Source organism: Corynebacterium efficiens YS-314 (assembly GCF_000011305.1).
GTDB lineage: Bacteria > Actinomycetota > Actinomycetes > Mycobacteriales > Mycobacteriaceae > Corynebacterium > Corynebacterium efficiens.
Genome location: NC_004369.1, coordinates 2,653,610 through 2,678,313, shown reverse-complemented (window position 1 = coordinate 2,678,313; position 24,704 = coordinate 2,653,610). Strand labels below are relative to the sequence as shown.

Below are 24,704 nucleotides of genomic sequence, written 5' to 3'. Positions count from 1 at the left end.
AAACGATTGTCAACATGAAAATCTAATGAAAATGAAGGTAGGTTTAGGGGACTATGGCACGGCGACCTCAGCAGACCGGCACCCTCGCATCCCTCGCGGCGAAGTTGGGTGTCTCCCGAACCACCGTTTCAAACGCCTACAACCGGCCGGAGCAGTTGTCCGCGGAACTGCGGCAACGCATCCTCGACACCGCGGAGAAGATGGGTTATCCCGGGCCGGACCCCATGGCACGGTCGCTGCGCACCCGTCGTGCGGGCAGCATCGGTGTTCTGCTCACCGATCATCTCTCCTACGCCTTCGAGGATATGGCCTCGGTGGATTTCCTCGCCGGCATGGCGGAGGCGGCCTATGGCAACACCATGCTCACCCTGGTTCCGGCCAATCCGGAATCCTCGGTGGATCTCACCTCCGCGCAGCAGCTGGTGAGTCAGTCGGTGGTGGACGGTTTTGTCGTCTACTCGGTGGCCAAGGGTGATCCACACCTGCAGGCGGTCCGCCAGCGCGGGCTTCCCGTGGTGATCTGTGACCAGCCCGCGGATGAGGAGGATCTGCCGTTTGTGGGCATTGAGGACCGGCTGGCGATCGCCCCGGCGGCCCGCGCGCTGGTGGCGGCCGGACACCGCAACATCGGGATCCTGTCCATCCGCCTCGACCGTGAGCGCAATGATGGTCGCGTAACCCGCGAACGTCTGGATAATGCCCACCACCACGTGCAGCAGTCCCGGGTGCGGGGTGCTCTCGATATCTTCCGGGCAGCCGGGATCAACCCGGTGGATGTCCCCATCATGGAGTGCTGGCTCAATGACCGCCCCCATAACGTGGCGACGGCGAAGGCCCTGCTCGAGGCACACCCTGATCTCACCGCTGTCTTGTGTACCACCGACTCCCTGGCATTCGGTGTACTGGAGTACATGGCCTCGATCGGGAAATCGGTCCCGGAGGACCTGTCTGTCACCGGTTTCGACGGCACCCAGCTGGCGCTGGCACGCCACCTCACCACCGTCATCCAGCCGAATAGGCAGAAGGGGGTGGAGGCCGGCAAACTGCTCTCCAGCATGATCGAGGGCGGCGATGCCCGCCGTGTGCTGCTGGAGACAAGTTTCGCCCCGGGCAGCACTGTCAGGACACTCTAGAGGCCGAGGGCCTTCGCCTCGACGTGCTGCTGACGTTCATAGGCCAGTTCCTCCAGCATGATCCCGACATCATCGATGCTGTCGATGCGGGTCTTGGCCGCGGTCTCCCCCTCGCCGACCTTGACGGTCAGGGCGGTCGGGACGTCGGCAAGCATCTCGAAACCGTGCTCATCGGTGGTGTCGTCGCCGATGAAGATCACGCCGGTGGGCTCGGTGCGGCTGATGTGCTCGCGCAGCCATGATCCCTTGGTGGCCCGGCTGACGGAGTACTCGATGATGTTCTTACCCTTGGTCACCTTGAGATCACGGGTGTCAATGTCCGCTGCACGTGCCTGGATCCCGGCGATGGCATCAGGATCGGATACCCGGATGTAGTGGAGCACCCGGTGGAAGGGTTTGACCTCGACGTAGGCACCCTCGATGCCGTCGATGACGCGCTCGAGTTCGGTATGGATGCGCTCGAGTTCCTCACGCTCCCCCGGTGTGAGGGTGCGTGGCCGGGAGGAATCCTCGGAACCGTGGGAACCGACGGTGGTGATGTCGTAGGCACCCAGATCGAGCACCTGTGACAGGCCCTCGAGGTGACGGCCGGAGAGAATCACCACCCGGGTGTCCGCCAGACGGGACAGGTCCTTGATGGCCTTCAGCGACTTCTGGTTGATGGGAACCTGGTACGGGTCCTTGCTGAAACCCGCGATGGTGCCGTCGAAATCGGAGACAACGAGCAGGCTGCGGGTCCGTGCGATGTCTTGGATGGTCAGGTTGTCACTCATACATCCCGAGTGTACGGAAGCTACTCGGTCATCACCCAGGAGACCAGGCGTATCGACGGCCTGTCCAGCTCATCAACATCGCTTGTCAGTACGATTTCCGTGTCGCTGGTCCGGTTGATCTCAAAGGACCCGGGGAGCAGTTCCACCAACCTGTGGTGCACCAGGCGTTCCTGCCCCTGGCACCGGTCGGTGAGTTCATCGAACTCCAGCTCGGTGAAGGTGAGGTAATCGGCCTCCTCGGCGGTGCTGGGTTCCCCGTCGCGGGAGAATTCCGCCAACCCCTGGAAGGGCACGCACCCGGTGTGCCCGGACAGCGAGGACCGCCCGAAGTCCAGCGTGGGCTGGGTGACCACGAGATCACTGACCACATTGGGTTCATCGGGGCTGATATAGATATTGGTGACCATCCAGGTGGAATCGGTCATGCGGATGACGTCACCGGAGCACGCGGTGAGCGGGAGCACCAACAACAGTGCCCAGAGCTTTCTCACTTGAAGTCCTCCAGGCAGGTCAGGAAGCTGCTCGCCCACACATTGACATCGTGGGACAGCACCTGCTCACTGTTGGCACGCATGCGTTCGGCCGCATAATCCGGGTTGTGGCGCAGGTCGTGGACCGCAGCGAGCATCTGGCGTTTGATGGACTCCAGATCGAAGGGGTTGCAGAGATAGGCCTCGGTCAGTTCGTCGGCGGCACCGGCGAATTCACTGAGGATGAGTGCGCCCGTCCCGGAGCGGTGGGCGGCCACGTATTCCTTGGCCACCAGGTTCATACCGTCCTTGAATGGGGTGACCAGCATTACATCAGCAGCCGTGTAGAGGATCTGGAGGTCATCCTTGGGCAGTGACCGGTGGAGATAGTGCACCACGGGATGGCCCATGCGACCGAAGCGGCCGTTGATGCGGCCCACGGCCTCCTCGACCTGGGATCGGGACACGCGGTAGTGTTCGATGCGTTCCCGGGAGGGGGTGGCCACCTGCAGAAACACGGTGGTTGCCGGATCAAGTCCACCGGATTCCAGCAGCTCCTCGAAGGCCAGCAGCCGCTGCAGGATGCCCTTGGTGTAATCGAGGCGGTCGACGCCGAGGAAGACGATCTCCGGTGAGCCCAGGTCGGCGCGTAGCGCCTCCACGCTGCTTTGCGACGCCTGCTCCACCGCCCCGGTATCAATGGAGATGGGAAATGCCCCGACCCCGACCTTCCTGCCGTCGGCGGTGATCACATGGGCTTTGACCTCACGGATGGCTGCCTCACCCTCCACCTCGAGTTCATCGGGCTGGCCGGTGTGCGAACCGGCGGTGCCGGCGACCTGCCGGGTGAGACTGAGGAAGTTGTCGGCATTCTGGGGGAGGTGGAAACCGATGAGATCCGCGCCGAGCATGCCACGGACGATCTCCTCCCGCCAGGGCAACTGCCGGAACAGCTCCGGGTTGGGGAAGGGGATGTGCAGGAAGAAACCGATGCACAGGTCGGGCCGCATCTGACGCAGGATGCCCGGCACCAGCAGCAGCTGGTAGTCCTGCACCCAGACGGTGGCGTTCTCCGCGGCAACCTGGTTGACGGCCTCGGCGAACTTGAGATTGACCTCACGGAAATCGTGCCACCAGTCGACGTCATAGACAGGTGGCACGATGAGGTCATGGAACAGTGGCCACAGGGTGGCATTGGAGAACCCCTCGTAGAACCCCTCGAAATCACTCGCGGTGAGACGCACGGGGTGGAGGAGGATGCCGGTGTCAGTGCGGAAGGGGTCAGGGGCGACATCGACCGTTCCGGGCCATCCGACCCAGCATCCCCGGTGCTGCTCCAGCACCGGGGACAACCCGGTGACCAGCCCACCGGGGCTGGGGGTGATGCTGTAGGTGCCATCGGGGTGGGCGGTCATGTCCACCGGGAGGCGGTTGGCAACGACAACGAAACTGTTGAGTTCTTCCATGGGACCCCAGTTTAGGGCGTAGAAAGCCCTATGCCTTCTTGGTGGTCTTCTTGGTCGTCTTCTTCGCGGTGGTCTTCTTGGTTGTCTTCTTGGCCGTGGTCTTCTTCGCGGTGGTCTTCTTGGTGGCCTTGCGGGTGCGCTTGGTGGCCTTCTTCGGCTGCGCCTCCTCGTGCTCGGAGGCGACCTTGGTGTAGCGCAGACCGGCAGGTTCAACACCGAGCATGCACATGAGGGTCACGCCATCGAAGAAGTCCTTGGAATATGTGGCGACAATCCTGCGCGCACCTGCAGCGGTCTCCTCTTCAACAGCGTGAAGGGTTTCTGGGGTGGGGCGGGTGTCAGTGATCTTGGCCGGCAAGGATCCTCCTGGAGTTTTCTAAAGCGATCAGCCATCAAGTCTACTCCATTCCCGTACTGTTTACCGACGTGGTGGTTTGTTCCGGGAATCCTGGAACGAGAACTGGGTGGCCTTGATCAGTGCCCGGTAGGGGTTGATCCTCGGCGGGCGACGCAGTCTGCGTGCGAACCACTCACCGAAGACCACACCTGCCGCCAGGGCGGAGGCGGTGGCCAGCGCCACGGCGATGTTGGTGAAACCGATGAGGGCCTGATCGTTCAACGATGCGTACATGCCCCGGTAGATCGACAGGCCCGGCAGCATCGGGGTGATACCGGCGATGGAGACGATGAGCGGTGGGATGAGGTAACGACGCGCCAGGAGACCACCGGCGAAACCCACGGCCGTGGCAGCCGCGGCGGCAGCGACCACACCGCCGGCCCCGATGGACAGCATGAAATAGAAGAATGAGGAACCCACCAGCGCGGTCACACCGGCGATGAACACCGAGGACCACTCCGCGTAACAGGCGACGGTGAATCCCGCCGCCGCGACACCACCGGCGATCACCCGCACCGCGATCGACGCGGAATTGGGGGCGGTGGCTGTCTCCAGGGGCGGCAGCATCACCCCTATGGCCCCCGCGAGCTGGATGCCGATACCCACACCACCGACGATGCCGCCGGTGAACAACAGGGTCTCGAAGAACCGTGCGCTGGCGGTCACCGGAGCCCCGGTGATGCCGTCCTGCAGTGACTGGACCAGCGTCAGTCCAGCGAGCAGGACGATGATGCCCGAGGCGATGATCTGCGAGGGTTTGATCTCCAGCCCGTAGTCGAGGGCGAGCTGGTAGGCGACGGCCGCCGGCATGGTGGCGATGAACCCGCCCGTGACGTTCTGGAAGAACGTCGGCAGGCCAGCTCTACCCAGCAGTGTGGACACCCCGATGATGATGCCTGCGGTGAGAAACGCCACCAGGGCCACCAACCATCCACCGCCCAGCAGGGTGGCGACGGCACCGCCCAGCAGCGACCAGCCGAAAAGCGAGGTGACAAAGCCATACGAGGCCGGGGACTGTTCGATGTCGTCGAGGATCTTCTCCGCCACCTCGGGTGGCGTGGCGCCAGCCTGGATGGAGCGGATCAGGCGGTCAACCTCGGACAGTTTGGAGAAGTTGGTATCCAGCTTCCGGACGACACGGAAGATACTCACCGGGGTTTTACGCTCCACGCCGATGGTGGTGAAGATGGTGATGGTGTTGAGCGTGATATCCACATGGCAGTAGTACAGGCCGTATGCGGCGGTCACCGCATGGATCTGAACCTTGGTGTCACTGTTAGATGTCCCGGAGGACAGGAGGATGTCCCCGATCCGGGCGGCCAGGTCCATTACACCGGCCACCTGGGGATGATCGGTGAGGTCAATGGGGGCAAGGGGTGAAGGCGGGGGTGCTGCCTTGGCTGCATCGACGGTGGAGATGCGTCCCCTAAGCGTGGCGAAGCTCACCAGTCGCTGAAGAAATTCCTGCACGAGCTGGTCCAATCAGATCGATTCTGCGGTTTGTTTGTGGTTGATTACCGCCACCTTAGCTGTGGTCGGGGGTCGATTCCCACCACCGGCGATGTGTGCGCTACGATACGTTGTTGTATTTGACGTAACACCCTCACGGGGCGACGGCAGATGCGGTGCTGGAGTGGCGCAATCGGTAGCGCAACGCACTTGTAATGCGTAGGTTGCGAGTTCAAGTCTCGTCTCCAGCTCATTTTCCAACTGGGTGGAGTGGGAATCCTCCTGTTAGTGTCATTGCCATGGATATCCTTCACTCCCTTCTGATCTTCTTCCACATTCTGGGTACAGCGGCGCTGGTCGGTGGTTGGCTGGCAACGTTCAAGAACCCCACCGTGCTGCAGTGGCAGCATATCGGTGCCTGGGTTCAGCTGGTCACCGGCATTCTGCTGGTCGGCCTGCTGGAGATGAATGACGGTGATGTCAACCATATGAAGATCGGCATCAAGCTGGTCATTCTCATCGTCGTGCTGGTGGCAGCCATCATCGGTCGTCGTAAGGTTGCCCGCAATGAGCCGGTTTCCAAGGGGCTGGCTCATGCCGTCGGTGGTCTCGCCCTTATTAACATTGCTCTGGCTGTGTTCTGGTAAATCATTTCTGGAATTGAGAAAAGCGCCGGTTTTCCGGCGCTTTTGCATTTCCTGGGTGTGCTAGGAAGCGTTGTCCGACTTCAGTTTGGTGTCCAGGTTATTCAGGGCGCTGCGCACCGTCGCCGTGAGAATCCCGGTGGCCACGGCGGGGAGCGCGATCAGACCTGTGGCGGGGAGCAGACGTGAGGATGGTCGGGCGGCTGCAGCGAGGAGCAGCAGGGACATGGTCTGCAGACCCAGTGCCTGGGCGGCCAGGGTTACGTCGACACGCGGTGCGGCGGTGGCCCAGATGGCGGAACCGGCGGAGATGAGCACGGGTGGTGCCACCGCTGCCGGGGCGTTTGACCACCTGGCGGGTTTCATGGTCAGCCCCCAGTGTGAGGGGAGGCGGTCATGGGTGCGGGCGAGCTGGACGCCGGCCACGGTCACGGCCACCGCGCCGAGAATGGGCGCGATGCGCAGCGTGGTGCTCACCTCGTTGGGGATGTGTTCCTCAAGATCGGGCAGGGAATCATCCGGGCGGATCAGTCCCAGTTTGACCGCCACGGCCCCGATGTTGAGATCCCAGCCCAGGCCGATGGTGCGGGGAACCCATAGATTCGGGTTTTCCGGTTCGAAGTTGCGGAGACGGGGATTGGTGTTGAAGAACTTCATGGCGTGTCCTCTCTCAGGATGTTGGTGACGGTGGTGACCAGGGTGTCCCAGTCGTGACGGAGTGCTGTCAGACGCTGCTGACCCTGTGCTGTCAGGTGGTAGATCTTGCGTGGCGGACCGACGGGCGATTCCTCCCAGCGGGTCTCCAGGACGCCACTGCGACGCAATCTGGATAACAGTGGGTACAGGGTTCCGGAGGAGATGTCCGTTCCCCCTGTGCCGGTGAGGGTCTCCAGCAGGGCTCCGCCATAGGACGGTGTGCGGTTCAGGATGGCCAGGACCATCAGCTCCAGGACACCTTTACGCATCTGGGATTCAGACATGGGGCACCTTCTTGATTGTTTAACAAACTACTATGTCATACAAAGTACTGCGCCCACCGGGCTCCTGTAAAGAGGCGGGGCGCTACTTTTTCTCCGAAGGCACCAACTTCCCCGTCGGTTGCGAAGTGGTGGACTTGGCCTTGCCGGGTTTCGGGTCCAGCAGCCACGCCAGCAGGCATCCGAAGACAATGCCCCAGAATGGTGCGGAGATACCCAGGAGGGAGATCTCGGAGACAGTCACCAGGAAACACACCAACGCCCCGGTGGAAAATGCCCCGGAGAACCCCGCCACGAAGGCATTCTTCAGCGGGGTGAACATGGCGATGCCCGCGAGGGTGGCCACGAAGGAAACGGGCATGGCCAGCATGAAGCCAACGAAAGCCGGGGAGACCAGGCCAACACAGACCGCTCCGATCGCGGTAACCATCGCCGCTGCATAGTGGCGTTCCTTATTGGGGCCGGACACGATCAGCGCGTTGGTCGGGCCGGTCAGGCATGAGGTCACATTGCCGATGAAGGCCATCGGGATGGATACGAGCCCACTGGCCGCAGCCGCCAGATTCACAGCCGGTTTATGTCCAGCTGCGCTGAGCACTGCGATTCCCTGTCCGTTCTGGACGATGACCACGGTGATGGCCAGGGGAATGACAAGCTCGGTCATGGCAGCGAAGGAGAACACCGGGGTGATGAACACCGGGGTGGCGATGACGCCGTTGTCCAGGATGCCGGACCCGAGCGCACCCGAGAGGATCGCAACCACGGTTCCCACCACCGCAGCCATGGCCACAGGTGGTGCCACCGCGGCGATCTTCGGCATCATGCTCAGGACTACGAACAGAATGATCATGGGCAGGGCGATGAGGGGATCGCCGGTGGCGGCGGTGATGAGGTCGAGTCCGAACCGCAGGAAGATGCCGGCGACCATCGCCATGACGATGGTCGGCGGAAGTACCGCCATGATCCGGCCGATCAATCCCGTCCAGCCGAGTAGGAACACCACCACCGCCGTGGCCAGATAGGCGCCCACCACCTCCCCGAAACTCAGGTGGGTCAGGGCATCACCGGCCAGGACAGTGCCGGGTATGGTCCAGAAATAGGCCTGGGGGCTGCGGTAGAGGTAGGTCAGGAACAGTGTCAGCAGACCGTTGCCCAGGAAGGCACCGAGAATCCACGAGGAGGTTTCATCCGGTGTGAGATTCCCGGAGGCCGCGGCGGCGAGGATCACCGCGATGGGACCCGACGCGGAGAAGATCAGGGCCACCAGTCCATTGCCGATCTCCTGGGGGCCGGCGTCGCTGAGAAACTCCCTGAGGGTCGGTCGGGGCAGGTGGGGTTTTTCAATCGCCAGGAGCGGAGACATGGAAAATCCTAACAACTAAGGGGGCATGTTCCCGTAGATAGTAGTGTCCCAACTCACTTTGTGGGGGTTCCGGGTCTCCCCGGAAAAAGATGAAGAGCGTGACGACGAAGCGTCACGCTCTCCGGGGGCCGGAAATAATCCGATCTACAGGGCCGAGAAAATCCAGATGGCCAGCGCAATGATGGCCAGGATGCCGACGATGGTCCAGATGAGTCCACTTCCACGCATGTTCTTTCTCCTTTGTTCGATGTTAGGCCCGATTGTAGGTCCGTTTATCTGTGATTCCCTCTCAGGTATGTAACAGTTTGCGAACATCTAAGTGTCAGTTTGTAACTTTCCTGCTCTGACTAGGGAGATTGTCCCTGTGATGTGGTCTCGGCACGATGGAGCGTCGAAAAGCGTACGATTGTGGCATGGGAAACATACTTTTTGTCGACATCGGCGGAACGTTGATCGACTACACCAACCGGCTGCCCCATTCAGCGGTCGAGGCGCTCCGTGCAGCCCGCTCCAATGGGCACAAGGTCTACCTGAGCACGGGCCGAAGCATCGCTGAGGTCCCGCAGGAGCTGTGGAACATCGGCGTCGACGGCCTGATCGGAGCCCAGGGCGCCTATGTGGAGAGCCATCAGCAGGTGGTCTACCACCGTGGTCTGTCCGGGGAGGAGACCCGCCAGGTGGTGGACTGGCTGAAGCAGCGCGGATGCGAGTTCTACCTCGAATCAAATAACGGTCTCTACGCCAGCCCCAATTTCGAGGAGGAGGGTGACGCACTGCTGCGCCGGATGGCGGAGGAGAAGGGCATCGATGAGATGACCACCCGTGACTTCTACCCGGATATGATCTGGAACGAGAATCTCTACCGGGATGACGTGAACAAGATCAGCTACATCCTCAATTCCTACGATGACTTCGAGGCCACCCGCAGTCATTTCCCCAACCTGGAGCATTCCACGTGGGGCAACTTCGGCGAGGACGCTCTGTTCGGGTCCGTCGGCGTCGGTGGTGTGTCCAAGCGTGAGGCGGTCAACCGTCTCCTGAAATTCCTCAACGCACGTCGCGAGGACACCATCGCGTTCGGTGACAGTTCCCGTGACCTCTCTCTATTTGAGGCCAGTGCCCGGGGGGTCGCCGTGGGGCGCGCTTCCGTAGCACTCACCGAGGCGGCAGACCTGGTCACCGACAGTGCGGAGGAGGATGGACTGGCCAAGGCCTTCATCGAGCTGGGCCTGATTGAGAAGGACCAGGTCAGGATCTAGAGGCCGAAGAAATCGGCGATGACCTCCGCGGCGACGAGCTCATCGGTGGAGGGGCCGAGGAAATCCGGGTAATTCTTGTTGCTCGGAACCAGATGGCCCACCCCGATGAGCGTCCACAGCTCCACCGGTGACTCACCGTCCCACCGGTCGACGACGATGTTCCCCGCACGCCGGGTCTTCGTCGATTCCGTCAGCCCATTACGACCGGCGAAATACGCTGCCGAGTCATGGGCGGACATGCCGCGGCCACGTCGGTGGCTGGCACCAATGCCCGCATCCCCGCCGGAGTAGGGCGAGAAGGGATCCGCTGTGCCCGCCATGGCCAGATAGGGGACGGGGTGGGGCTTGTGGAGGAGCACCTCAGGGAGGGTGTTGTCGGGAACCGGCATGTTCGCCGCCACGGTGGCCGCACCTGACAACATCTTGGGTACCTCGTGCATGAGCCGAAGGACCATCTGGCCCCCGTTGGAGTAACCGGCCACAAACACACGGGTGATCCCGTGGTGCAGGTGCATGTATTCCACCAGTTTGATGAAGAAACCGACATCGTCGATGTTCATGTGCCGGGTCTTTTCATCCAGGCCGATACGCGCATCGTTGAAATGCTGCTCAACCCCGTCGGGGTAGACCACCACGCATCCCCGGTCTGTCAGCTCATCGAAGGTGAAGTTGGTGAACTTCCTGGTGACAGTTCCGGATTGTTGGGATCCGTGGAAGAACACCAGAAGGGTATCTGAGGGTTGTTCCGGCTCGATGATGGTGAAGGTGCGTTCGTGGCCCTGGTGTTCCAAAGATCCCCTGATCATGACACCAGTATGCACGGCAGTATGCTCGGGGGAGAAACTTGCCACCATCATCCTGGAGGATAGGAAATGTCGAAGATCCGCGCAGCAATCGTTGGTTATGGAAATCTGGGGAAGAGCGTCGAGAAGCTCATCGTCCAGCAACCGGACATGGAACTGGTGGGGATCTTCTCCCGCCGCGACACCCTGGACACCGACACCCCCGTGTTCAACGTCGCCGAGACGGAGAAGCACACCGGCGATGTTGATCTCCTCTTCCTCTGCATGGGTTCCGCCACTGACATCCCGGAGCAGGCCCCGGGTTTTGCGGCATTCGCCTGCACCGTGGACACCTATGACAACCACCGGGACATCCCGCGTCACCGTCAGGTGATGGATGAGGCCGCCCGTGCCGCCGGCAATGTCTCTGTTGTCGCCACCGGTTGGGATCCGGGGATGTTCTCCATCAACCGCGTGTACGGCGCAGCCCTGCTCGCCGATCACCAGCAGCACACCTTCTGGGGACCGGGTCTGTCCCAGGGCCACTCCGATGCCTTGCGACGCATCGACGGCGTCGAGAAGGCCGTCCAGTACACCCTGCCTTCCGAGGATGCCCTGGAGAAGGCACGCCGCGGTGAGGCTGAGGGGCTGACCGGTAAACAGACCCACAAGCGTCAGTGTTTCGTGGTCGCCCCGGAGTCCGAGCACGAGCGCATCGAGAATGAGATCCGCACCATGGCTGACTACTTCGTCGGCTATGAGGTGGAGGTCAACTTCATCGATGAGGCTACCTTCGATTCCGAGCACACCGGAATGCCCCACGGCGGTCATGTGATCACCACCGGTGACACCGGCGGTTTCCACCACACTGTGGAGTACACCCTGAAGCTGGATCGCAACCCTGACTTCACCGCCTCCTCCCAGATTGCGTTCGGACGTGCTGCCTACCGACTGAAGGAAGCAGGTCAGGCTGGGGCATTCACCGTTCTGGAGGTCGCTCCCTACCTCCTGTCCCCGACACCACTCGATGACCTGATCGCCCGCGACGTCTAGAACGGTGGCTCGTCGGCCTGGGTTTCAGCGGTTCCTTTCGCTGCCGCCCTCGCCTCGGCTCTAGCCTCAGCCGCCCAGCGCTTACGGTGCGCGGTGCGGTACTGGGAGACGGTCTGTGCCCACCTGGCGCTGGCCGGGGTCAATGGTCCTTCCGGCACATCGACCGCCCAGGATCCGTCCTCCAGTACCCACACGGTGATTCCGGTGACGGGATCCATGAGGTAAGCGATCCGACCGTTGGTCTTGGGGTTGTGGTGGTGTCTGCACAGCCGCTTGCAGTTGTGTCGGCATGTCGCACCACCATCAGCGTGGTTCACGCGGTGGTCACAGTCGCAATTCTCTGCCCTGACATTGCAGCCCGGGAAACCGCAGGTGCCATCCCGTCCGGTCAGTGCTGCAGCGATGTCCGGGGTTGGGTCGTGGCCGGAGGTGTGTTTGCCCATCGCCTCGTCCATATCCCGGAATCGGGTGGCGTGACCGACCCATTCCACTCCCGAGCAGGCATCCAGCCAGCCAACGCTGCTTGACCACACAGGGGCATCAGCGAGATCCTTCGCGGTGTAGAGGTTGACAGTGACATCGAGATTGATATGTTCCCGGATCAGGTCCACCAGGGCCTCGGATTCCGTCTTGCCGGTGTTGGCTGCGTGTTGTGTCACCGCATCCTGAATCATCTGGGCATCCATGGGGGAGACCTCCGCGTGGACTTCTGCGGTCCCGTCTGTGCCGACGGAGACGTTGAAGTTCTTCCGCACTCTGCTGCCGGTGGCCCGGGGATCATCGACCATATCCCTGATGGCGGCGATCTTCCGTTTGATCGCCCCGGTGGAGGGCAGCATCTGATTGGGAGCGCACGGCGTGAGGTACTCCGTGAGGTGCTCATCCACCGTGGGCAGGTGGTCGGGGTTCAGGCCGGCGAGCGCGGTGGAGATAGCAAGCAGCCGGTTCAGATCCAGGTGGAAGAACTCATGCTGGAGCGAGTGGAGGCGGGGAAGGTCCGCGAGCTGGTAGAACGCCATGATCAGTGATTGGACTCTGCCACGGCTTTCCCCGGTGCCGATTGACAGCGAAGCCACGGCGAGTTCCAGATCGGTATCTTCCTCCGGTATGAGTTCCTCCCAGTACAGGTGCCAGGCCCGCCGCATCGAAGTGCCGGCCACGGCCATGGGATTATTGACATTGTTGACGGAGTAATAATAAAGCTGATTAACGGGGCCATCGGCCCCTTGTTCGTCTGTCGGGTCGAACATCTGGTCAAACATGGTGTCACCCCCGAGGTAAAATTGATTAGTTCACATGTTCTAATCCCACTTTAGGGGCCGGGGTGGACACGGGTGCCCCCACTCGCTTAAAAATCCACTCTACCTGCGGTTATCTTCCCTGGCCGGGGGTTTCACCGCCATCAACAGGCCCGCACCCAGCAGCAGCAACAGACCGATACCCCAGATGCCCGCGCGGTCCTCACCGGTGATGGCCACGAACAGTCCGAACAGCGTCGGGGCCATCCAGCTCACGGCGCGCCCGGTGGTCGCGTAGAGGCCGAAGAGCTGGCCCTCCTGGCGGTCCGGGGACAGCCGGGTCAAAAAGCTTCTCGACGCCGATTGTGCCGGCCCCACGAACGCACACAGGATCAGGCCGAAGATCCAGAAGTTCTGCGGTCCATCCACGAAGTAGAGAATCACCACATCCACCACCATGATCAGCAGGGAGACGATGATGATGGGTTTGGGGCCGATCCGGTCGTCGAGAAAGCCCCCGAGCAGGGCACCCAGTGCGGAGACCACATTGGCTGCCACCCCGAACAACAGAACATCACCTGCGGAGAGCTCGTAGACGGTGACCGCCAGGATGGCACCGAAGGTGAACACCCCGGCCAGGCCATCACGGAACACCGCTGAGGCGATGAGGAAGAACACCGCGTTGCGGTTGCTCCGCCACAGTTTCCCGATCTGCCGGAACAGGTCGGCGTAGGCGGCCACGATGCCGCGGGGTTGGTGGCCGTCAACGGCCTGCGGGGTGATCTCCGGGATGCGAAACAGGGCGGGCAGCGCGGAGACCAGGAACCACACGGCGGCGAACACGGCCACCAGGCGGATATTCAGTCCCTCTTCTGTCGGGATGTTGAGGAAACCACGGGTGTCCCCCTCGCCCGCCACGAACCCGAAATAACAGATCAGCAGGAGGAAGATCCCGCCGAAATAACCCATCGACCACCCGAAGCCGGAGACCCGGCCCACGGTGTGGGGCGTCGAGACCTGCGAGAGTTGGGCATAGTACTGGACCTCCGCGAATTCGAAGGTCACATTGGCCACCGCCATGATGGCCACACCGATCCAGTAATACGCCGGATCGGTGTTCTTCACGGCAAAGAGGCTGAACATCAGGATGATGGTGACCAGTGTCCAGATACGCAGGGATGCCCGGCGGGTGCCCCAGATATCGGAGCGTCGTCCCATCACCGGGGCGACCACCGCCACCACCACACCGGCCAGGGCCACCGCCATGGAGTACAGGGGGGTGGCATTGCCCGAGGGCAGGGTCGATCCCACCGAGTCGGTGAGGTAGACCGAGAAGATGAAGGTCACCAGGACCGCGTTGAAGGCGGCGGAGCCCCAGTCCCAGAAGGCCCAGGAGATAACGGGGGGACGTTTGGCAACAGTCATGTCCACGACTCTAAGCCAGCGGGTAACTCCTGTCTCGGGGACAGAATGGGCCATCGGGTTTTTCGTCGACAAGCATCACCCGGGGCGCTTCGGGTTGTCGCGGAAGCACCACGCGGTGATGAAGGTGGTCACCAGGGCCACACCGAGGGCGATGAACAGGACGTTGACATAGGCCGAGTCCAGCGCGGCGCGGGCGGCCTCGCCGAACACCGCATGATCCACCCCGGTGGCGAAACTGTCGGCCACCTCGGCCGGTGCGGAGAGGGCGTAGAACGCGGGGAAGAGGCTGCCGAGGATCGCCACGGAGCACAACGTGCCGAACTCGTAGGACACCTCCTCGATGGAGGCGGCCATCCCGGCCTTGCGGACCGGCGCGGACCCGATGATGGCGGTGGAGGCGACAGAGATCGTGGCGCCGCTGCCGAGGCCGACGAGCACCAGGCCCACGACCAGGGGGATCAGGCTCACATCCAGCGCCCAGATGATCAGGGCGACACCGACCGTCGCGCTGAGGAAACCACCGCTGATCAGCGGCAGGAAGCCCCAGCGGTGTAGGTTGGCACCACCGATGACCGACATCGGGATGCTCGCCGCCGCCAGCGCCGTCATCAGGAAGCCGGCCTCCAGGGGGCTGAACCCCGCGGACAGCTGGAAGCGCTGCGTGGTGGTCATCTCCAGGCCGGCAACCACAAACATGGCCAGGCCGGCCGCGATCACGCCACCGGTGAACAGGCGGTTGCGGAAGAGCGAGAAGTCCAGGAGGGGTTCCGGCTGTGACGCCTGTCGACGCTGGAACAGCACCGCACCCACAACGGCAACCACCACCGCGAGCAGCCAGAGCTGCCCGGTGGGGGACACGGCCTCCTTGATCGCCATGACCAGACCGGTCAGGGCCAGGAGCGCATACACCGAGGAGAGCGCATCCCAGTGTTTGTCCGGGTTGGGCATATTGGGCGGGGCGACCAGCAGGGTGAGGACGAGTGCTATCAGAACCACCGGCACATTGATCAGGAACACCGAACCCCACCAGAAGAACTCAAGCAGCACACCGCCGAGAACCGGGCCGGCCGCCGCACCCGCGAGCGCCACCGATCCCCAGATGCCGATGGCGGTATTTCTCTCCCGCTCATCCTCAAAGGTGATCCGGATCAGTGCGAGTGTGGCGGGCATCATCGCCGCCGCACCGATCCCCAGCAAGGCGCGCGCGGCCACCAGCACCCATGCCGTTGGGGAGAAGGCGGCGGCCAGGGAGGCCACGCCAAAGACCGCCAGTCCGGTGAGGAACATCAGACGGTGCCCGATCTTGTCCCCGAGCGTGCCCGTACCCAGCAGCAGGCCAGCCAGCATCAGGGGGTAGGCATTGATGATCCACAGCCCCTGCAGCTCGGTGGCCTGCAGTTCCTCCCGCAACACCGGCAGCGCCGTATAGAGAATGGAATTATCCACGCCGATGAGAAACAGGCCAGCGCTGATCACGGCCAGGAAGGTCCAACGTTGCGAGGCTGTGGGATTCATGGAGCGTAACTCTAAGGGATTTCCGTTTTCCGGGCACAATCGAACAAAAATGTTTACAGTATTCTCACAGGAATCGGTCAGCTGGCCGCTATGGCCACGGTGTTGACTGGAGACAAGATCGCACCAGACACATACCCTTAGGAAGTGCTGAACCATATGGAAAACCAGACTGACGGACAGGTCAAGGTCCTTGTCGTCGATGATGAACCCAACATCGTGGAGCTGCTCACCGTGAGCCTCAAATTCCAGGGTTTCAACGTCATGACCGCCAGCGACGGCAATGAGGGGCTGAAAATCGCCCGCGAATTCCGTCCGGACGCCTACATCCTCGACGTGATGATGCCCGGCATGGACGGTTTCGAACTGCTCACCAAGCTCCGCGCGGAGGGACTGGACGGGCCGGTTCTCTACCTCACCGCCAAGGATGCCGTGGAAAACCGAATCCACGGCCTCACCATCGGCGCGGATGATTATGTGACCAAGCCGTTCTCCCTCGAGGAGGTGATCACCCGTCTGCGGGTGATCCTGCGCCGTGGTGGTTCCGTTGAATCCGAGAGCAATGACGCCACCCTCACCTACGCCGATCTCACCCTCAATGATGAGACCCACGAGGTGACCAAGGCCGGTGAGCTGGTTGATCTCTCCCCGACGGAGTTCAATCTGCTGCGTTATCTCATGCTCAACGCCGAGGTGGTGCTGTCCAAGGCGAAGATCCTGGACAATGTGTGGCACTACGACTTCGGTGGGGATGGAAACGTCGTCGAATCCTATATCTCCTACCTCCGCCGCAAGGTGGACACCCATGAGCCCCAGCTCATCCAGACCGTCCGAGGAGTGGGTTACGTCCTGCGCACCCCGCGCACCTAGGCTTGACGGCTAGTATGACAGCTCCCGAAAACCCCCATGCCCAGGTCACCCCGGTGGGTAGATTCCGTCAGGCTGCCCGCGGGGTACCCCTGCGCACCCGGATCATCCTCCTGGTGGTCGGCATCGCGGGGCTCGGGTTGCTGGTCAACGCCATCGCGGTGTCCAGTCTCATGCGCGAGGTGTCCTACTCGCGCATGGACCAGGAACTCGAGTCCGCCATGAACAGCTGGGCCCAGACAGCCGAGCTCTTCGGCAGCATCACCCTGGGCCCTCCCAGCGACTACTATGTGGTGCGGATTTTCCCCGATGGCTCCCACATGGTGTTCAACCAGTCCGACTCCGCCCCCGACCTGGGAGAGACCACCATCGGTATCGGTCCCCACACAGCCAGTGCCGCGCCGGGGTCATCCTCAAGTGTTCCGTGGCGCGTCATCGCCATCTCCGATAATGGGACCATCACCGTGGTGGGCAAGAGTCTGGCCCCGGAATCCATGCTGCTCTACCGACTGGTGATCGTGCAGCTTGTCATCGGCATGCTCATCGTGGTCGCCATTCTGTTAAGTTCCCTCTACCTGGTCAACCGTTCCCTCCGGCCGCTTCGGGAGGTGGAGAAGACCGCGAAGAGCATCGCTGGCGGCGACCTCGACCGGCGCGTACCGCAGTGGCCGATGACCACGGAGGTGGGACAGCTGGCCAATGCACTGAACATCATGCTCGAACAGCTGCAGGCCTCCATCCTGTCGGCCCAGGAGAAGGAATCACAGATGCGCCGCTTCGTCGGCGATGCCTCCCACGAACTCAGAACCCCGTTGACGTCCGTGAAAGGGTACTCGGAGCTGTATCACTCCGGCGCGACCCGTGATGCGGACTGGGTGTTGTCCAAGATCAGTGGCGAGGCACAACGGATGAGTGTGCTGGTTGAGGATCTGCTGTCACTGACCCGCGCCGAGGGGCAGCAGATGGAGAAACGGCCGGTGGATGTACTGGAGCTGTCGCTCTCCGTAGCCAGTTCCATGCGTGCGGCCTGGCCGGAGCGATCCATCACCGTGGTGAACAAAACGGGATCGCTCCCGGTGGTGGAGGGCGATGCCACCCGGTTGCATCAGGTCTTGACCAATCTGGTGAACAACGGACTCAACCACGGCGGTCCGGATGCCTCCGTGGAGATCGAGATCAGCGCCGAGGGCGGTTCCGTGCTGGTACGGGTCGTCGATGACGGCGTGGGCATGACCGCAGAGGATGCCCAGCACATCTTCGAACGTTTCTACCGGACGGACACCTCCCGATCCCGCGCCTCGGGCGGTTCCGGACTGGGACTGGCCATCACCAAGTCGCTGGTGGAGGGGCACCGTGGCACCATCACCGTGGACAGTGAGGTAGGTGAGGGGACAGTGTTCACCATCACCCTCCCGTCGCGGATGGAAGACTGAACGGGCTCATCCGGCCTATCCCAGGGGCCAGCCATCCTCATCGGTACCCAGGACCTCACGGATCTTCTGAGCGGCCTCATCCATCTTCTCCGGATCGGTCGCATCGGCTGCCATGGCGTTGGAGAAGCTGTAATCCGCCATCTTGTCGGTGGGGAAGAGGTGGATGTGGGTGTGGGGGACATCAAAGCCGGCGATGATATAGCCACAGCGTGGGGCGTTGAAAGCCTCACGGATGGCATCACCGATCAGTTGGGCCGCCTCATTGACCTCACCCCAGATATCCTGTGGCAGGTCGGTCCAGCGGTCCACCTCCATGACCGGAACCACCAGGGTGTGGCCGTAGGCCAGGGGTTCAATGCTGAGGAATGCCACGACACTGTCGGAACGGAAGACGAAGCGCCCCGGTAGGTCGCCGTCGATGATTTTGGTGAAAACGGTGCTCATGTGCCCAAGGTTACTAGTATCGGGTGGCATGAACCCGACGACATCAATCATCAGGCAGGTCAACCACGACAATCCTGAGGTCGTGGCCCATCATGTCGGTGCCAGGTTCCCCGTCCCGGCTGATGTGTTGTTCGCATACCTCACTCAGGAGAAACACCTGGAGCAGTGGTTCGGGAAGGTGACGCGGGATGAGTTCGTCTACGAGATCGAGGACACCGCGAGCGGGAGAATCGAATCATGTACGGATCATTCCTTCCTCATCACCTGGGAGAAGGGAGGGGATGTGGCCTTCCTCAATGTGGAGGTGACCCCGGATGGTGATGATTCACTCCTGGCCGCCGGGTACAGCACCCGCACGGAGGACCTCCGGGAGGATTTCGCCGACAGGTACGGGTCCGGTGCCACCGCGGTGGGATGGGACCTCACCCTCTGGGCACTCGACCGCTATATCGCCGGTGTCACCGCTGAGCCACCCCGGGAGGCCTACGCCGAGTTTGTCGCCAAAAGCGCACGCGGGTGGGCCGACGCGGATGCTGCGGCGGGTGTCGCCGGGGACCCGGAGACCATCGCGGACAACACCTACCGGTTCTATCTGGGGTTGGAGGACGGCTACGAGAAGAGGGAGAAATAGGCCGGGGGTAGTTTTGCAGGATAAACTCAACAACCATGCGCATTCTGGTAATCGGCTCGGGCGCCCGTGAGCACGCCCTCCTCCGTGGACTTTCCCAAGACCCTGCAACCACCGACCTCCATGTGGCACCCGGCAACGCCGGTCTCGGTGCCCTGGCCACCATCCACCCCGACATCAAGGCAGATGATGCTGACAGCGTCACCGCGCTGGCACGTGAACTGAACGTCGATCTGGTGGTCATCGGCCCAGAGATCCCTCTCGTGGCCGGTGTCGCCGATGCCCTGCGTGAGGCAGGCATCGCCGTCTTTGGTCCGGGTAAAGAGGCCGCCCGCATCGAGGGGTCCAAGGCGTTCGCCAAGGATGTCATGGCATCTGCCGGTGTTCTGACCGCCCACGCCGAGGCCATTCAGCCCGGAGCCACGGATGAGGCCATCGAAGCCGCCCTCGACCGTTTCGGCCCGACCTGGGTGGTCAAGGATGATGGCCTGGCCGCCGGTAAGGGAGTGGTGGTGACCCCGGATCGCGCTGCCGCACGGGAGCATGTCGACGCCGTACTGGCCGCCGGCAACCCGGTGTTGTTCGAGTCCTTCCTCGACGGTCCCGAGGTGTCCCTGTTCTGCCTTGTCGACGGCGAGACGGTCGTCCCCCTGCTGCCCGCCCAGGACCACAAGCGTGTCTTCAACAATGATGAGGGCCCGAACACCGGTGGCATGGGCGCCTACACACCGCTGCCCTGGCTGCCGGAGGACGGTGTGCAGCGCATCGTCGATGAGGTCTGCGTGCCGGTCGCCCGGGAGATGGCCAGGCGTGGGTGTGCGTACTCCGGTCTGCTCTACGCCGGCATCGCCTGGGGTGAGAAGGGCCCTGCCGTGGTGGAGTTCAACTGCCGCTTCGGTGACCCGGAGACCCAGGCGGTCCTGGCACTGCTCAAGACCCCGCTGGCGGGCCTGCTCAACTCCGTCGCCACCGGTACTCTCGCGCAGCAGCCCGAGCTCGAGTGGATCGACGGATATGCACTGACCGTGGTGCTGGCCTCCCACAACTACCCGGACACCCCACGCACCGGTGATGTCATCCGCAACGCCGACGCGGACAACATCCTCCACGCCGGCACCGCCCTCAACGACCGGGGCGAGCTGGTCTCCGCAGGTGGTCGCGTCCTCAATGTCATCGGCGTCGGTGAGACCCTCGAGGCGGCCCGCGACCAGGCCTATGCCACCATCGCCGACATCGAGCTCGACGGCAGCCACTACCGCACCGATATCGCCCTGCCCGCGGTGGAGGGACGTATCTCTATTCCACTTCCACGCGGGTAGGAACTACGCTGAGTGGTCATGAACCCCTCACCGCTCAGCAACCGAAGTAACGTCCCGCCGTTCCGGGTCATGCAGATGCTTGACCAGGTACACCGTCGCCGGCGTGAAGGTCACAGCATCATCATGCTGTGCGCCGGACAGCCCGCGACCGGTGCCCCGGAGGCGGTGCTCGCTGAGGCCGAGATCGTGCTGCGGTCCGGCCCCCTGGGGTACACCGAGGTGGTCGGCGACCGCGAATTCCGTGAGGCCGTGGCCGCCTGGCATTCCGCCACCTACGGTGTGCAGACCAGCGCGGACAATGTCATCATCACCACCGGCTCCTCCGGTGGTTTCATGGCGGCCTTCCTGGCCACCCTTGACCACGGTGACCGTGTGGCACTGTCGGTGCCGGGATATCCGGCCTACCGCAACATCCTCCAGACCCTCGGGGCGGAGATCCTTGATCTGCGCTGCACCGCTGAAACCCGTTTCCAGCCCACCGCCCAGATGCTGGAGGAGCTGCCGGAGGTCCCCAAGGCCGTCATCGTCACCAGCCCCGGCAACCCCACGGGCACCATCATCGACGTCGAGGAACTCGAACGCATCGCCCGGTGGTGTGATGCCAACGGCACCGTGCTCATCTCCGATGAGGACTACCACGGCATGAGCTTCGGGCGTCCGCTGGCCACCGCCCGGCAGTTCTCCGACAACGCCATCGTGGTGGGCACCCTGTCCAAGTACTTCTCCATGACCGGATGGCGCGTGGGCTGGATCATCGTCCCCGATGAACTGGTCACCCCCATCGAGAACATCCAGGCATCGGTATCCCTGTGCGCACCCGCGATCGGTCAGGCCGCGGGTAAGGCTGCCTTCACGCTCGAGGCCGCGGCCGAGCTGGACGCACATGTGGAGGTGTACCGCGAGGCGAGGGATATCTTCGTCGACAAGCTCCCCGAGATCGGCCTGGACACCTTCGCCGACCCCGACGGCGGGCTCTACCTGTGGGTGGATGTGTCGAAATACACCGATGACTCGGAGGCGTGGGCCCACGAACTCCTCGAGCAGGCCGGGGTGGCCGTGGCACCCGGTGTGGATTTCGATCCCACCGAGGGGCACAAATGGGTCCGATTGAGTCTGTGTGCCTCACCGGCGGACACACTCGAGGGGGTGCGCCGCATCGGGGAGTTCCTCAACAGGGTTGTTTAACTAGGTTAGTTCCGGTTGGTGGGGAATAATCAGTGTCGTGGCTGATAAGAAGAAGATTGCAAACGTCCTGTCCAACCGTTACGCCTCCGCGGAGCTGTCCAACCTCTGGAGCGCCGAAGAGAAGATCATCATGGAGCGCCAGCTGTGGATCGCCGTGATGAAAGCCCAGCAGGATCTGGGTGTGGAGATCCCCGCCGAGGCGATCACCGCCTACGAAGCAGTGATCGACCAGGTTGACCTGGCCTCCATCGCCGACCGTGAACGCGTCACCCGCCATGATGTCAAGGCCCGCATCGAGGAGTTCAACGCCCTCGCCGGCCATGAGCACATCCACAAGGGCATGACCTCCCGTGACCTCACCGAGAACGTCGAGCAGCTCCAGATCCACCGCTCGCTGGAACTGGTGCGCAACAAGGCCATCGCCGTGGTCGCCGCGATCGGCAACCGTGCCGCCCAGTACCAGAGCCTGGTCATGGCCGGTCGCTCCCACAACGTCGCCGCGCAGGCTACCACCCTGGGTAAGCGTTTCGCCACCGCCGCCGATGAGATGCTGGTGGCCATCGAGCGCACCGATGACCTGCTCGGACGCTACCCACTGCGTGGCATCAAGGGCCCCATGGGCACCGCACAGGACATGCTGGATCTCATGGACGGCGATGAGTCCCGCCTGTCCGAACTGGAGAACCGCATCGCCTCCCACCTCGGTTTTGACCGCGTCTTCGACTCCGTCGGCCAGGTCTACCCGCGTTCCCTCGACTTCGATGCCGTCTCGGCGCTGGTGCAGCTGGGTGCGGGCCCGTCATCGCTGTCCCACACCATCCGCCTCATGGCCGGCACCGAGACCGTCACGGAGGGCTTCAAGGAGGGGCAGGTCGGTTCCTCCGCCATGCCACACAAGATGAACGCCCGTTCCTGCGAGCGCGTCGGTGGCCTCCAGGTGATCCTGCGCGGTTACCTGACCATGGTTGCCGACCTGTCCGGCCAGCAGTGGAACGAGGGGGATGTGTTCTGCTCCGTCATCCGCCGCGTGGCGCTGCCGGATGCCTTCTTCGCCCTGGACGGCATGTTCGAAACCTTCCTCACCGTCCTCGACGAGTTCGGTGCCTTCCCCGCCATGATCGAGCGTGAGCTCGAGCGTTACCTGCCGTTCCTGGCCACCACCCGCATCCTCATGGCCGCTGTCCGCGCGGGCGTGGGCCGTGAGACCGCCCATGAGGTGATCAAGGAAAACGCGGTTGCCGTTGCGCTGAACATGCGTGAAAACGGTGGCGGGCAGGATCTGATCCAGCGCCTGGCCGCCGATGAGCGCCTGCCGATGGATGAGGCTGCCCTCACCGAGGCGCTCGCGGATCGCCACGCCTTCATCGGGGCTGCCGAGTCTCAGGTTGCGCGCGTCCTGGATCGCATCCAGGTGCTTGTCGACGCCCACCCCGACGCCGCTGCCTACCGTCCGGGTGAGATCCTCTAGGGACCTCTGAAACGACCGCCCTAGTCGCTCAAAACCGGATTTTGAGCCATTTTTGGAAAAAATTTAGATAAATTTTTCATGATGAATAAAACCCTCATGAACTTAAATTTTCCTTAAAGGCACTAGCTTTCAATTGGTCAGAATTCGGCATTTGTGCGGGTGGGGAGCTTGCACTCCTGTGTGAGCTTCGACAGACTTGAGTTATCCCAGCCGGACAGCAAGAGTCTGGCACCAATCGAAAGGAGCTCATCATGGGCGACGTTCAGAATGTTATCGAGACCATCTACAACAGCATCGTGGCACTTGGTTCCGCCATCGTCAACGGTGTTTCCAACTTCTTCGGCACCGGCGCAGCTGCCGGCGGCGAGGTTCTCGACTCCTTCTTCCAGCTCTCCTCTTAATTAGGAGAGTTCCTGAAGGAACTCGGAAATTAGCACCCACCAGACGGTGGGTGCTTTTTTGTTTTCCCAACAATTTTCCGAACGTTCCCGGTGGGTCTAGACTCTCCTGATATGCGTCCTGAACTCTCCCAGTACAAGCACCTTTCCGCCGGTAAGGTCCGCGAGATCTACGAGATCGATGAGCACCATATCCTCATGGTGGCCTCCGACCGGATCTCCGCCTATGACTTCATCCTGGACACCGAGATCCCCGACAAGGGTCGGGTGCTCACCGCGATGAGTCAGTTCTTCTTCGATGCCATCGATTTCCCGAACCACCTCGCCGGCCCCATCGATGATCCCCGCATCCCCGAGGAGGTCCTGGGACGTGCGATGGTGTGCAAGAAGCTCGCCATGATGCCCTTCGAATGCGTGGTGCGCGGCTACCTCACCGGCTCCGGCCTGGAGGAGTACCGCCAGACCGGAACCGTCTGCGGCATCACCCTGCCCGAGGGACTGGTCGAGTCCTCCCGCCTGCCCGAACCGATCTTCACCCCGGCCACCAAGGCCGATGTGGGTGACCACGACATCAACGTCTCCTTCGACGTGGTGGAGGAGCGACTCGGTGAGGCCCGCGCCAACCAGCTGCGGGATGCCTCCATCGCCATCTACTCCCGTGCCGCCGAGATCGCCCTGGAGCGCGGTGTGATCCTGGCTGACACCAAGTTCGAGTTCGGCCTCGATGAGAACGGGGAACTGGTCCTCGGCGATGAGGTCCTCACCCCCGACTCCTCCCGCTACTGGCCGGCCGAGGGATACGAGGCAGGCCATGTGCAGCCGTCCTTCGACAAGCAGTATGTGCGCAACTGGCTGACCGGGCCGAAGTCCGGCTGGGATAAAAACAGTGGGGTGCAGCCACCCGCCCTGCCCGGATCCGTGGTCGAGGCAACCCGCGAGCGCTATATCGAGGCCTATGAGCTGATCTCCGGGAACAAGTTCTCCACCTGGATCGGCTGCTGCGTCTAGCCCGACTATGATC

Annotated in this window: 25 protein-coding genes and 1 tRNA gene; 13 read left to right on the top strand and 13 right to left on the bottom strand. The window is 62.5% G+C overall.

The genetic code is table 11. From position 1 onward, the window contains the following. The first annotated feature begins 53 nt into the window (after positions 1 to 53). A complete protein-coding gene (locus CE_RS12450) occupies positions 54 to 1,133 on the top strand; it encodes a LacI family DNA-binding transcriptional regulator (protein WP_006769130.1) in 1,080 nt (359 codons plus the stop codon). Here the strand turns inward: CE_RS12450 and otsB are convergent. From otsB to thrE, 5 genes are read right to left on the bottom strand one after another with little or no spacing between them, the layout of a single operon-like run. Beyond that, the gene (gene otsB / locus CE_RS12445; protein WP_006769131.1) at positions 1,130 to 1,906 is read right to left on the bottom strand and encodes a trehalose-phosphatase; all 777 of its coding nucleotides are present in this window, start codon (positions 1,904 to 1,906) and stop codon (positions 1,130 to 1,132) included. The genes CE_RS12450 and otsB overlap by 4 nt on opposite strands. A gap of 20 nt (positions 1,907 to 1,926) precedes the next feature. Beyond that, entirely contained in the window at positions 1,927 to 2,397 is a 471-nt protein-coding gene (locus CE_RS12440) for a hypothetical protein (protein WP_006769132.1), read from the bottom strand. Beyond that, positions 2,394 to 3,842, bottom strand: coding sequence for an alpha,alpha-trehalose-phosphate synthase (UDP-forming) (locus tag CE_RS12435; RefSeq protein ID WP_006769133.1), 1,449 nt, complete (start codon positions 3,840 to 3,842; stop codon positions 2,394 to 2,396). Before CE_RS12435 ends, CE_RS12440 begins: the two co-directional genes overlap by 4 nt. Before the next feature lie 28 nt (positions 3,843 to 3,870). Next, on the bottom strand, positions 3,871 to 4,200 hold the full coding sequence (locus tag CE_RS12430; RefSeq protein ID WP_006769134.1) for a hypothetical protein: 330 nt from the start codon (positions 4,198 to 4,200) through the stop codon (positions 3,871 to 3,873). Positions 4,201 to 4,260: 60 nt separating this feature from the next. Continuing rightward, positions 4,261 to 5,688 carry a threonine/serine exporter ThrE gene (gene thrE, locus CE_RS12425; RefSeq protein WP_143758549.1) on the bottom strand — a complete coding sequence of 476 codons (1,428 nt, stop codon included), beginning with the start codon at positions 5,686 to 5,688 and terminating at the stop codon, positions 4,261 to 4,263. A gap of 178 nt (positions 5,689 to 5,866) precedes the next feature. Here thrE and CE_RS12420 point away from each other — a divergent pair. Together CE_RS12420 and CE_RS12415 are read left to right on the top strand one after the other, a co-directional pair. Then, positions 5,867 to 5,939: transfer RNA gene (locus CE_RS12420), tRNA-Thr, on the top strand. A gap of 48 nt (positions 5,940 to 5,987) precedes the next feature. Continuing rightward, positions 5,988 to 6,335: a hypothetical protein gene (locus CE_RS12415; protein ID WP_006769136.1), complete on the top strand. Its 348-nt coding sequence runs from the start codon at positions 5,988 to 5,990 to the stop codon at positions 6,333 to 6,335. 60 nt (positions 6,336 to 6,395) lie between these two features. Here CE_RS12415 and CE_RS12410 read toward each other — a convergent pair whose 3' ends face one another. From CE_RS12410 to CE_RS12400, 3 genes are all read right to left on the bottom strand, one after another. Next, positions 6,396 to 6,989 carry a DUF5808 domain-containing protein gene (locus tag CE_RS12410; protein ID WP_006769137.1) on the bottom strand — a complete coding sequence of 198 codons (594 nt, stop codon included), beginning with the start codon at positions 6,987 to 6,989 and terminating at the stop codon, positions 6,396 to 6,398. After that, entirely contained in the window at positions 6,986 to 7,312 is a 327-nt protein-coding gene (locus CE_RS12405; RefSeq protein WP_006769138.1) for a PadR family transcriptional regulator, read from the bottom strand. The genes CE_RS12410 and CE_RS12405 overlap by 4 nt, the downstream gene beginning before the upstream one ends. Before the next feature lie 82 nt (positions 7,313 to 7,394). Then, entirely contained in the window at positions 7,395 to 8,672 is a 1,278-nt protein-coding gene (locus CE_RS12400) for a benzoate/H(+) symporter BenE family transporter (protein WP_006769139.1), read from the bottom strand. Positions 8,673 to 9,085: 413 nt separating this feature from the next. Between CE_RS12400 and CE_RS12395 the strand changes: the two genes are divergently transcribed. Continuing rightward, complete coding sequence (locus CE_RS12395; protein WP_006769141.1) at positions 9,086 to 9,931, top strand: Cof-type HAD-IIB family hydrolase; 846 nt, start codon at positions 9,086 to 9,088, stop codon at positions 9,929 to 9,931. Here CE_RS12395 and CE_RS12390 read toward each other — a convergent pair. Then, complete coding sequence (locus tag CE_RS12390; protein ID WP_035109349.1) at positions 9,928 to 10,737, bottom strand: alpha/beta hydrolase family esterase; 810 nt, start codon at positions 10,735 to 10,737, stop codon at positions 9,928 to 9,930. The two genes, CE_RS12395 and CE_RS12390, sit on opposite strands and share 4 nt — an antisense overlap. Positions 10,738 to 10,803: 66 nt before the next feature. On the opposite strand from CE_RS12390, the gene CE_RS12385 reads away from it, so the two are divergent. Continuing rightward, positions 10,804 to 11,766 carry a diaminopimelate dehydrogenase gene (locus CE_RS12385; protein WP_006769143.1) on the top strand — a complete coding sequence of 321 codons (963 nt, stop codon included), beginning with the start codon at positions 10,804 to 10,806 and terminating at the stop codon, positions 11,764 to 11,766. Here the strand turns inward: CE_RS12385 and CE_RS12380 are convergent. The 3 genes from CE_RS12380 to CE_RS12370 all read right to left on the bottom strand — a co-directional run bounded on the left by CE_RS12380 (position 11,763) and on the right by CE_RS12370 (position 15,944). Next, positions 11,763 to 13,028 (bottom strand): HNH endonuclease signature motif containing protein, encoded by a 1,266-nt coding sequence (locus CE_RS12380; RefSeq protein WP_006769144.1) that lies wholly within the window; start codon positions 13,026 to 13,028, stop codon positions 11,763 to 11,765. The two genes, CE_RS12385 and CE_RS12380, sit on opposite strands and share 4 nt — an antisense overlap. Positions 13,029 to 13,127: 99 nt before the next feature. Next, a complete protein-coding gene (locus CE_RS12375) occupies positions 13,128 to 14,429 on the bottom strand; it encodes an MFS transporter (RefSeq protein WP_035109353.1) in 1,302 nt (433 codons plus the stop codon). Between the two features lie 75 nt (positions 14,430 to 14,504). Next, on the bottom strand, positions 14,505 to 15,944 hold the full coding sequence (locus tag CE_RS12370) for an MFS transporter (RefSeq protein WP_006769146.1): 1,440 nt from the start codon (positions 15,942 to 15,944) through the stop codon (positions 14,505 to 14,507). Between the two features lie 156 nt (positions 15,945 to 16,100). Here CE_RS12370 and CE_RS12365 point away from each other — a divergent pair, with 156 nt between their 5' ends. Both CE_RS12365 and CE_RS12360 read left to right on the top strand, forming a co-directional pair. Beyond that, a complete protein-coding gene (locus CE_RS12365) occupies positions 16,101 to 16,811 on the top strand; it encodes a response regulator transcription factor (RefSeq protein ID WP_006769147.1) in 711 nt (236 codons plus the stop codon). Positions 16,812 to 16,825: 14 nt separating this feature from the next. Then, positions 16,826 to 18,241, top strand: a complete 1,416-nt coding sequence (locus CE_RS12360; protein ID WP_006769148.1) for a sensor histidine kinase — start codon at positions 16,826 to 16,828, stop codon at positions 18,239 to 18,241. Positions 18,242 to 18,256: 15 nt separating this feature from the next. Here CE_RS12360 and CE_RS12355 read toward each other — a convergent pair whose 3' ends face one another. Then, positions 18,257 to 18,685: an HIT family protein gene (locus CE_RS12355; RefSeq protein WP_006769149.1), complete on the bottom strand. Its 429-nt coding sequence runs from the start codon at positions 18,683 to 18,685 to the stop codon at positions 18,257 to 18,259. Positions 18,686 to 18,713: 28 nt separating this feature from the next. On the opposite strand from CE_RS12355, the gene CE_RS12350 reads away from it, so the two are divergent. The 6 genes from CE_RS12350 to CE_RS12330 all read left to right on the top strand — a co-directional run bounded on the left by CE_RS12350 (position 18,714) and on the right by CE_RS12330 (position 24,691). Beyond that, positions 18,714 to 19,316, top strand: a complete 603-nt coding sequence (locus tag CE_RS12350) for a hypothetical protein (RefSeq protein WP_006769150.1) — start codon at positions 18,714 to 18,716, stop codon at positions 19,314 to 19,316. A gap of 35 nt (positions 19,317 to 19,351) precedes the next feature. Continuing rightward, positions 19,352 to 20,632 carry a phosphoribosylamine--glycine ligase gene (gene purD, locus CE_RS12345; RefSeq protein WP_006769151.1) on the top strand — a complete coding sequence of 427 codons (1,281 nt, stop codon included), beginning with the start codon at positions 19,352 to 19,354 and terminating at the stop codon, positions 20,630 to 20,632. 69 nt (positions 20,633 to 20,701) lie between these two features. Further along, positions 20,702 to 21,817 carry a pyridoxal phosphate-dependent aminotransferase gene (locus CE_RS12340; RefSeq protein ID WP_006769152.1) on the top strand — a complete coding sequence of 372 codons (1,116 nt, stop codon included), beginning with the start codon at positions 20,702 to 20,704 and terminating at the stop codon, positions 21,815 to 21,817. A 28-nt stretch (positions 21,818 to 21,845) separates the two neighbouring features. After that, positions 21,846 to 23,285: an adenylosuccinate lyase gene (purB, locus tag CE_RS12335; protein WP_173362617.1), complete on the top strand. Its 1,440-nt coding sequence runs from the start codon at positions 21,846 to 21,848 to the stop codon at positions 23,283 to 23,285. 251 nt (positions 23,286 to 23,536) lie between these two features. Further along, entirely contained in the window at positions 23,537 to 23,686 is a 150-nt protein-coding gene (locus CE_RS15385; protein ID WP_006769154.1) for a hypothetical protein, read from the top strand. Between the two features lie 111 nt (positions 23,687 to 23,797). Beyond that, positions 23,798 to 24,691, top strand: coding sequence for a phosphoribosylaminoimidazolesuccinocarboxamide synthase (locus CE_RS12330; protein WP_006769155.1), 894 nt, complete (start codon positions 23,798 to 23,800; stop codon positions 24,689 to 24,691). Positions 24,692 to 24,704 lie beyond the last annotated feature (13 nt).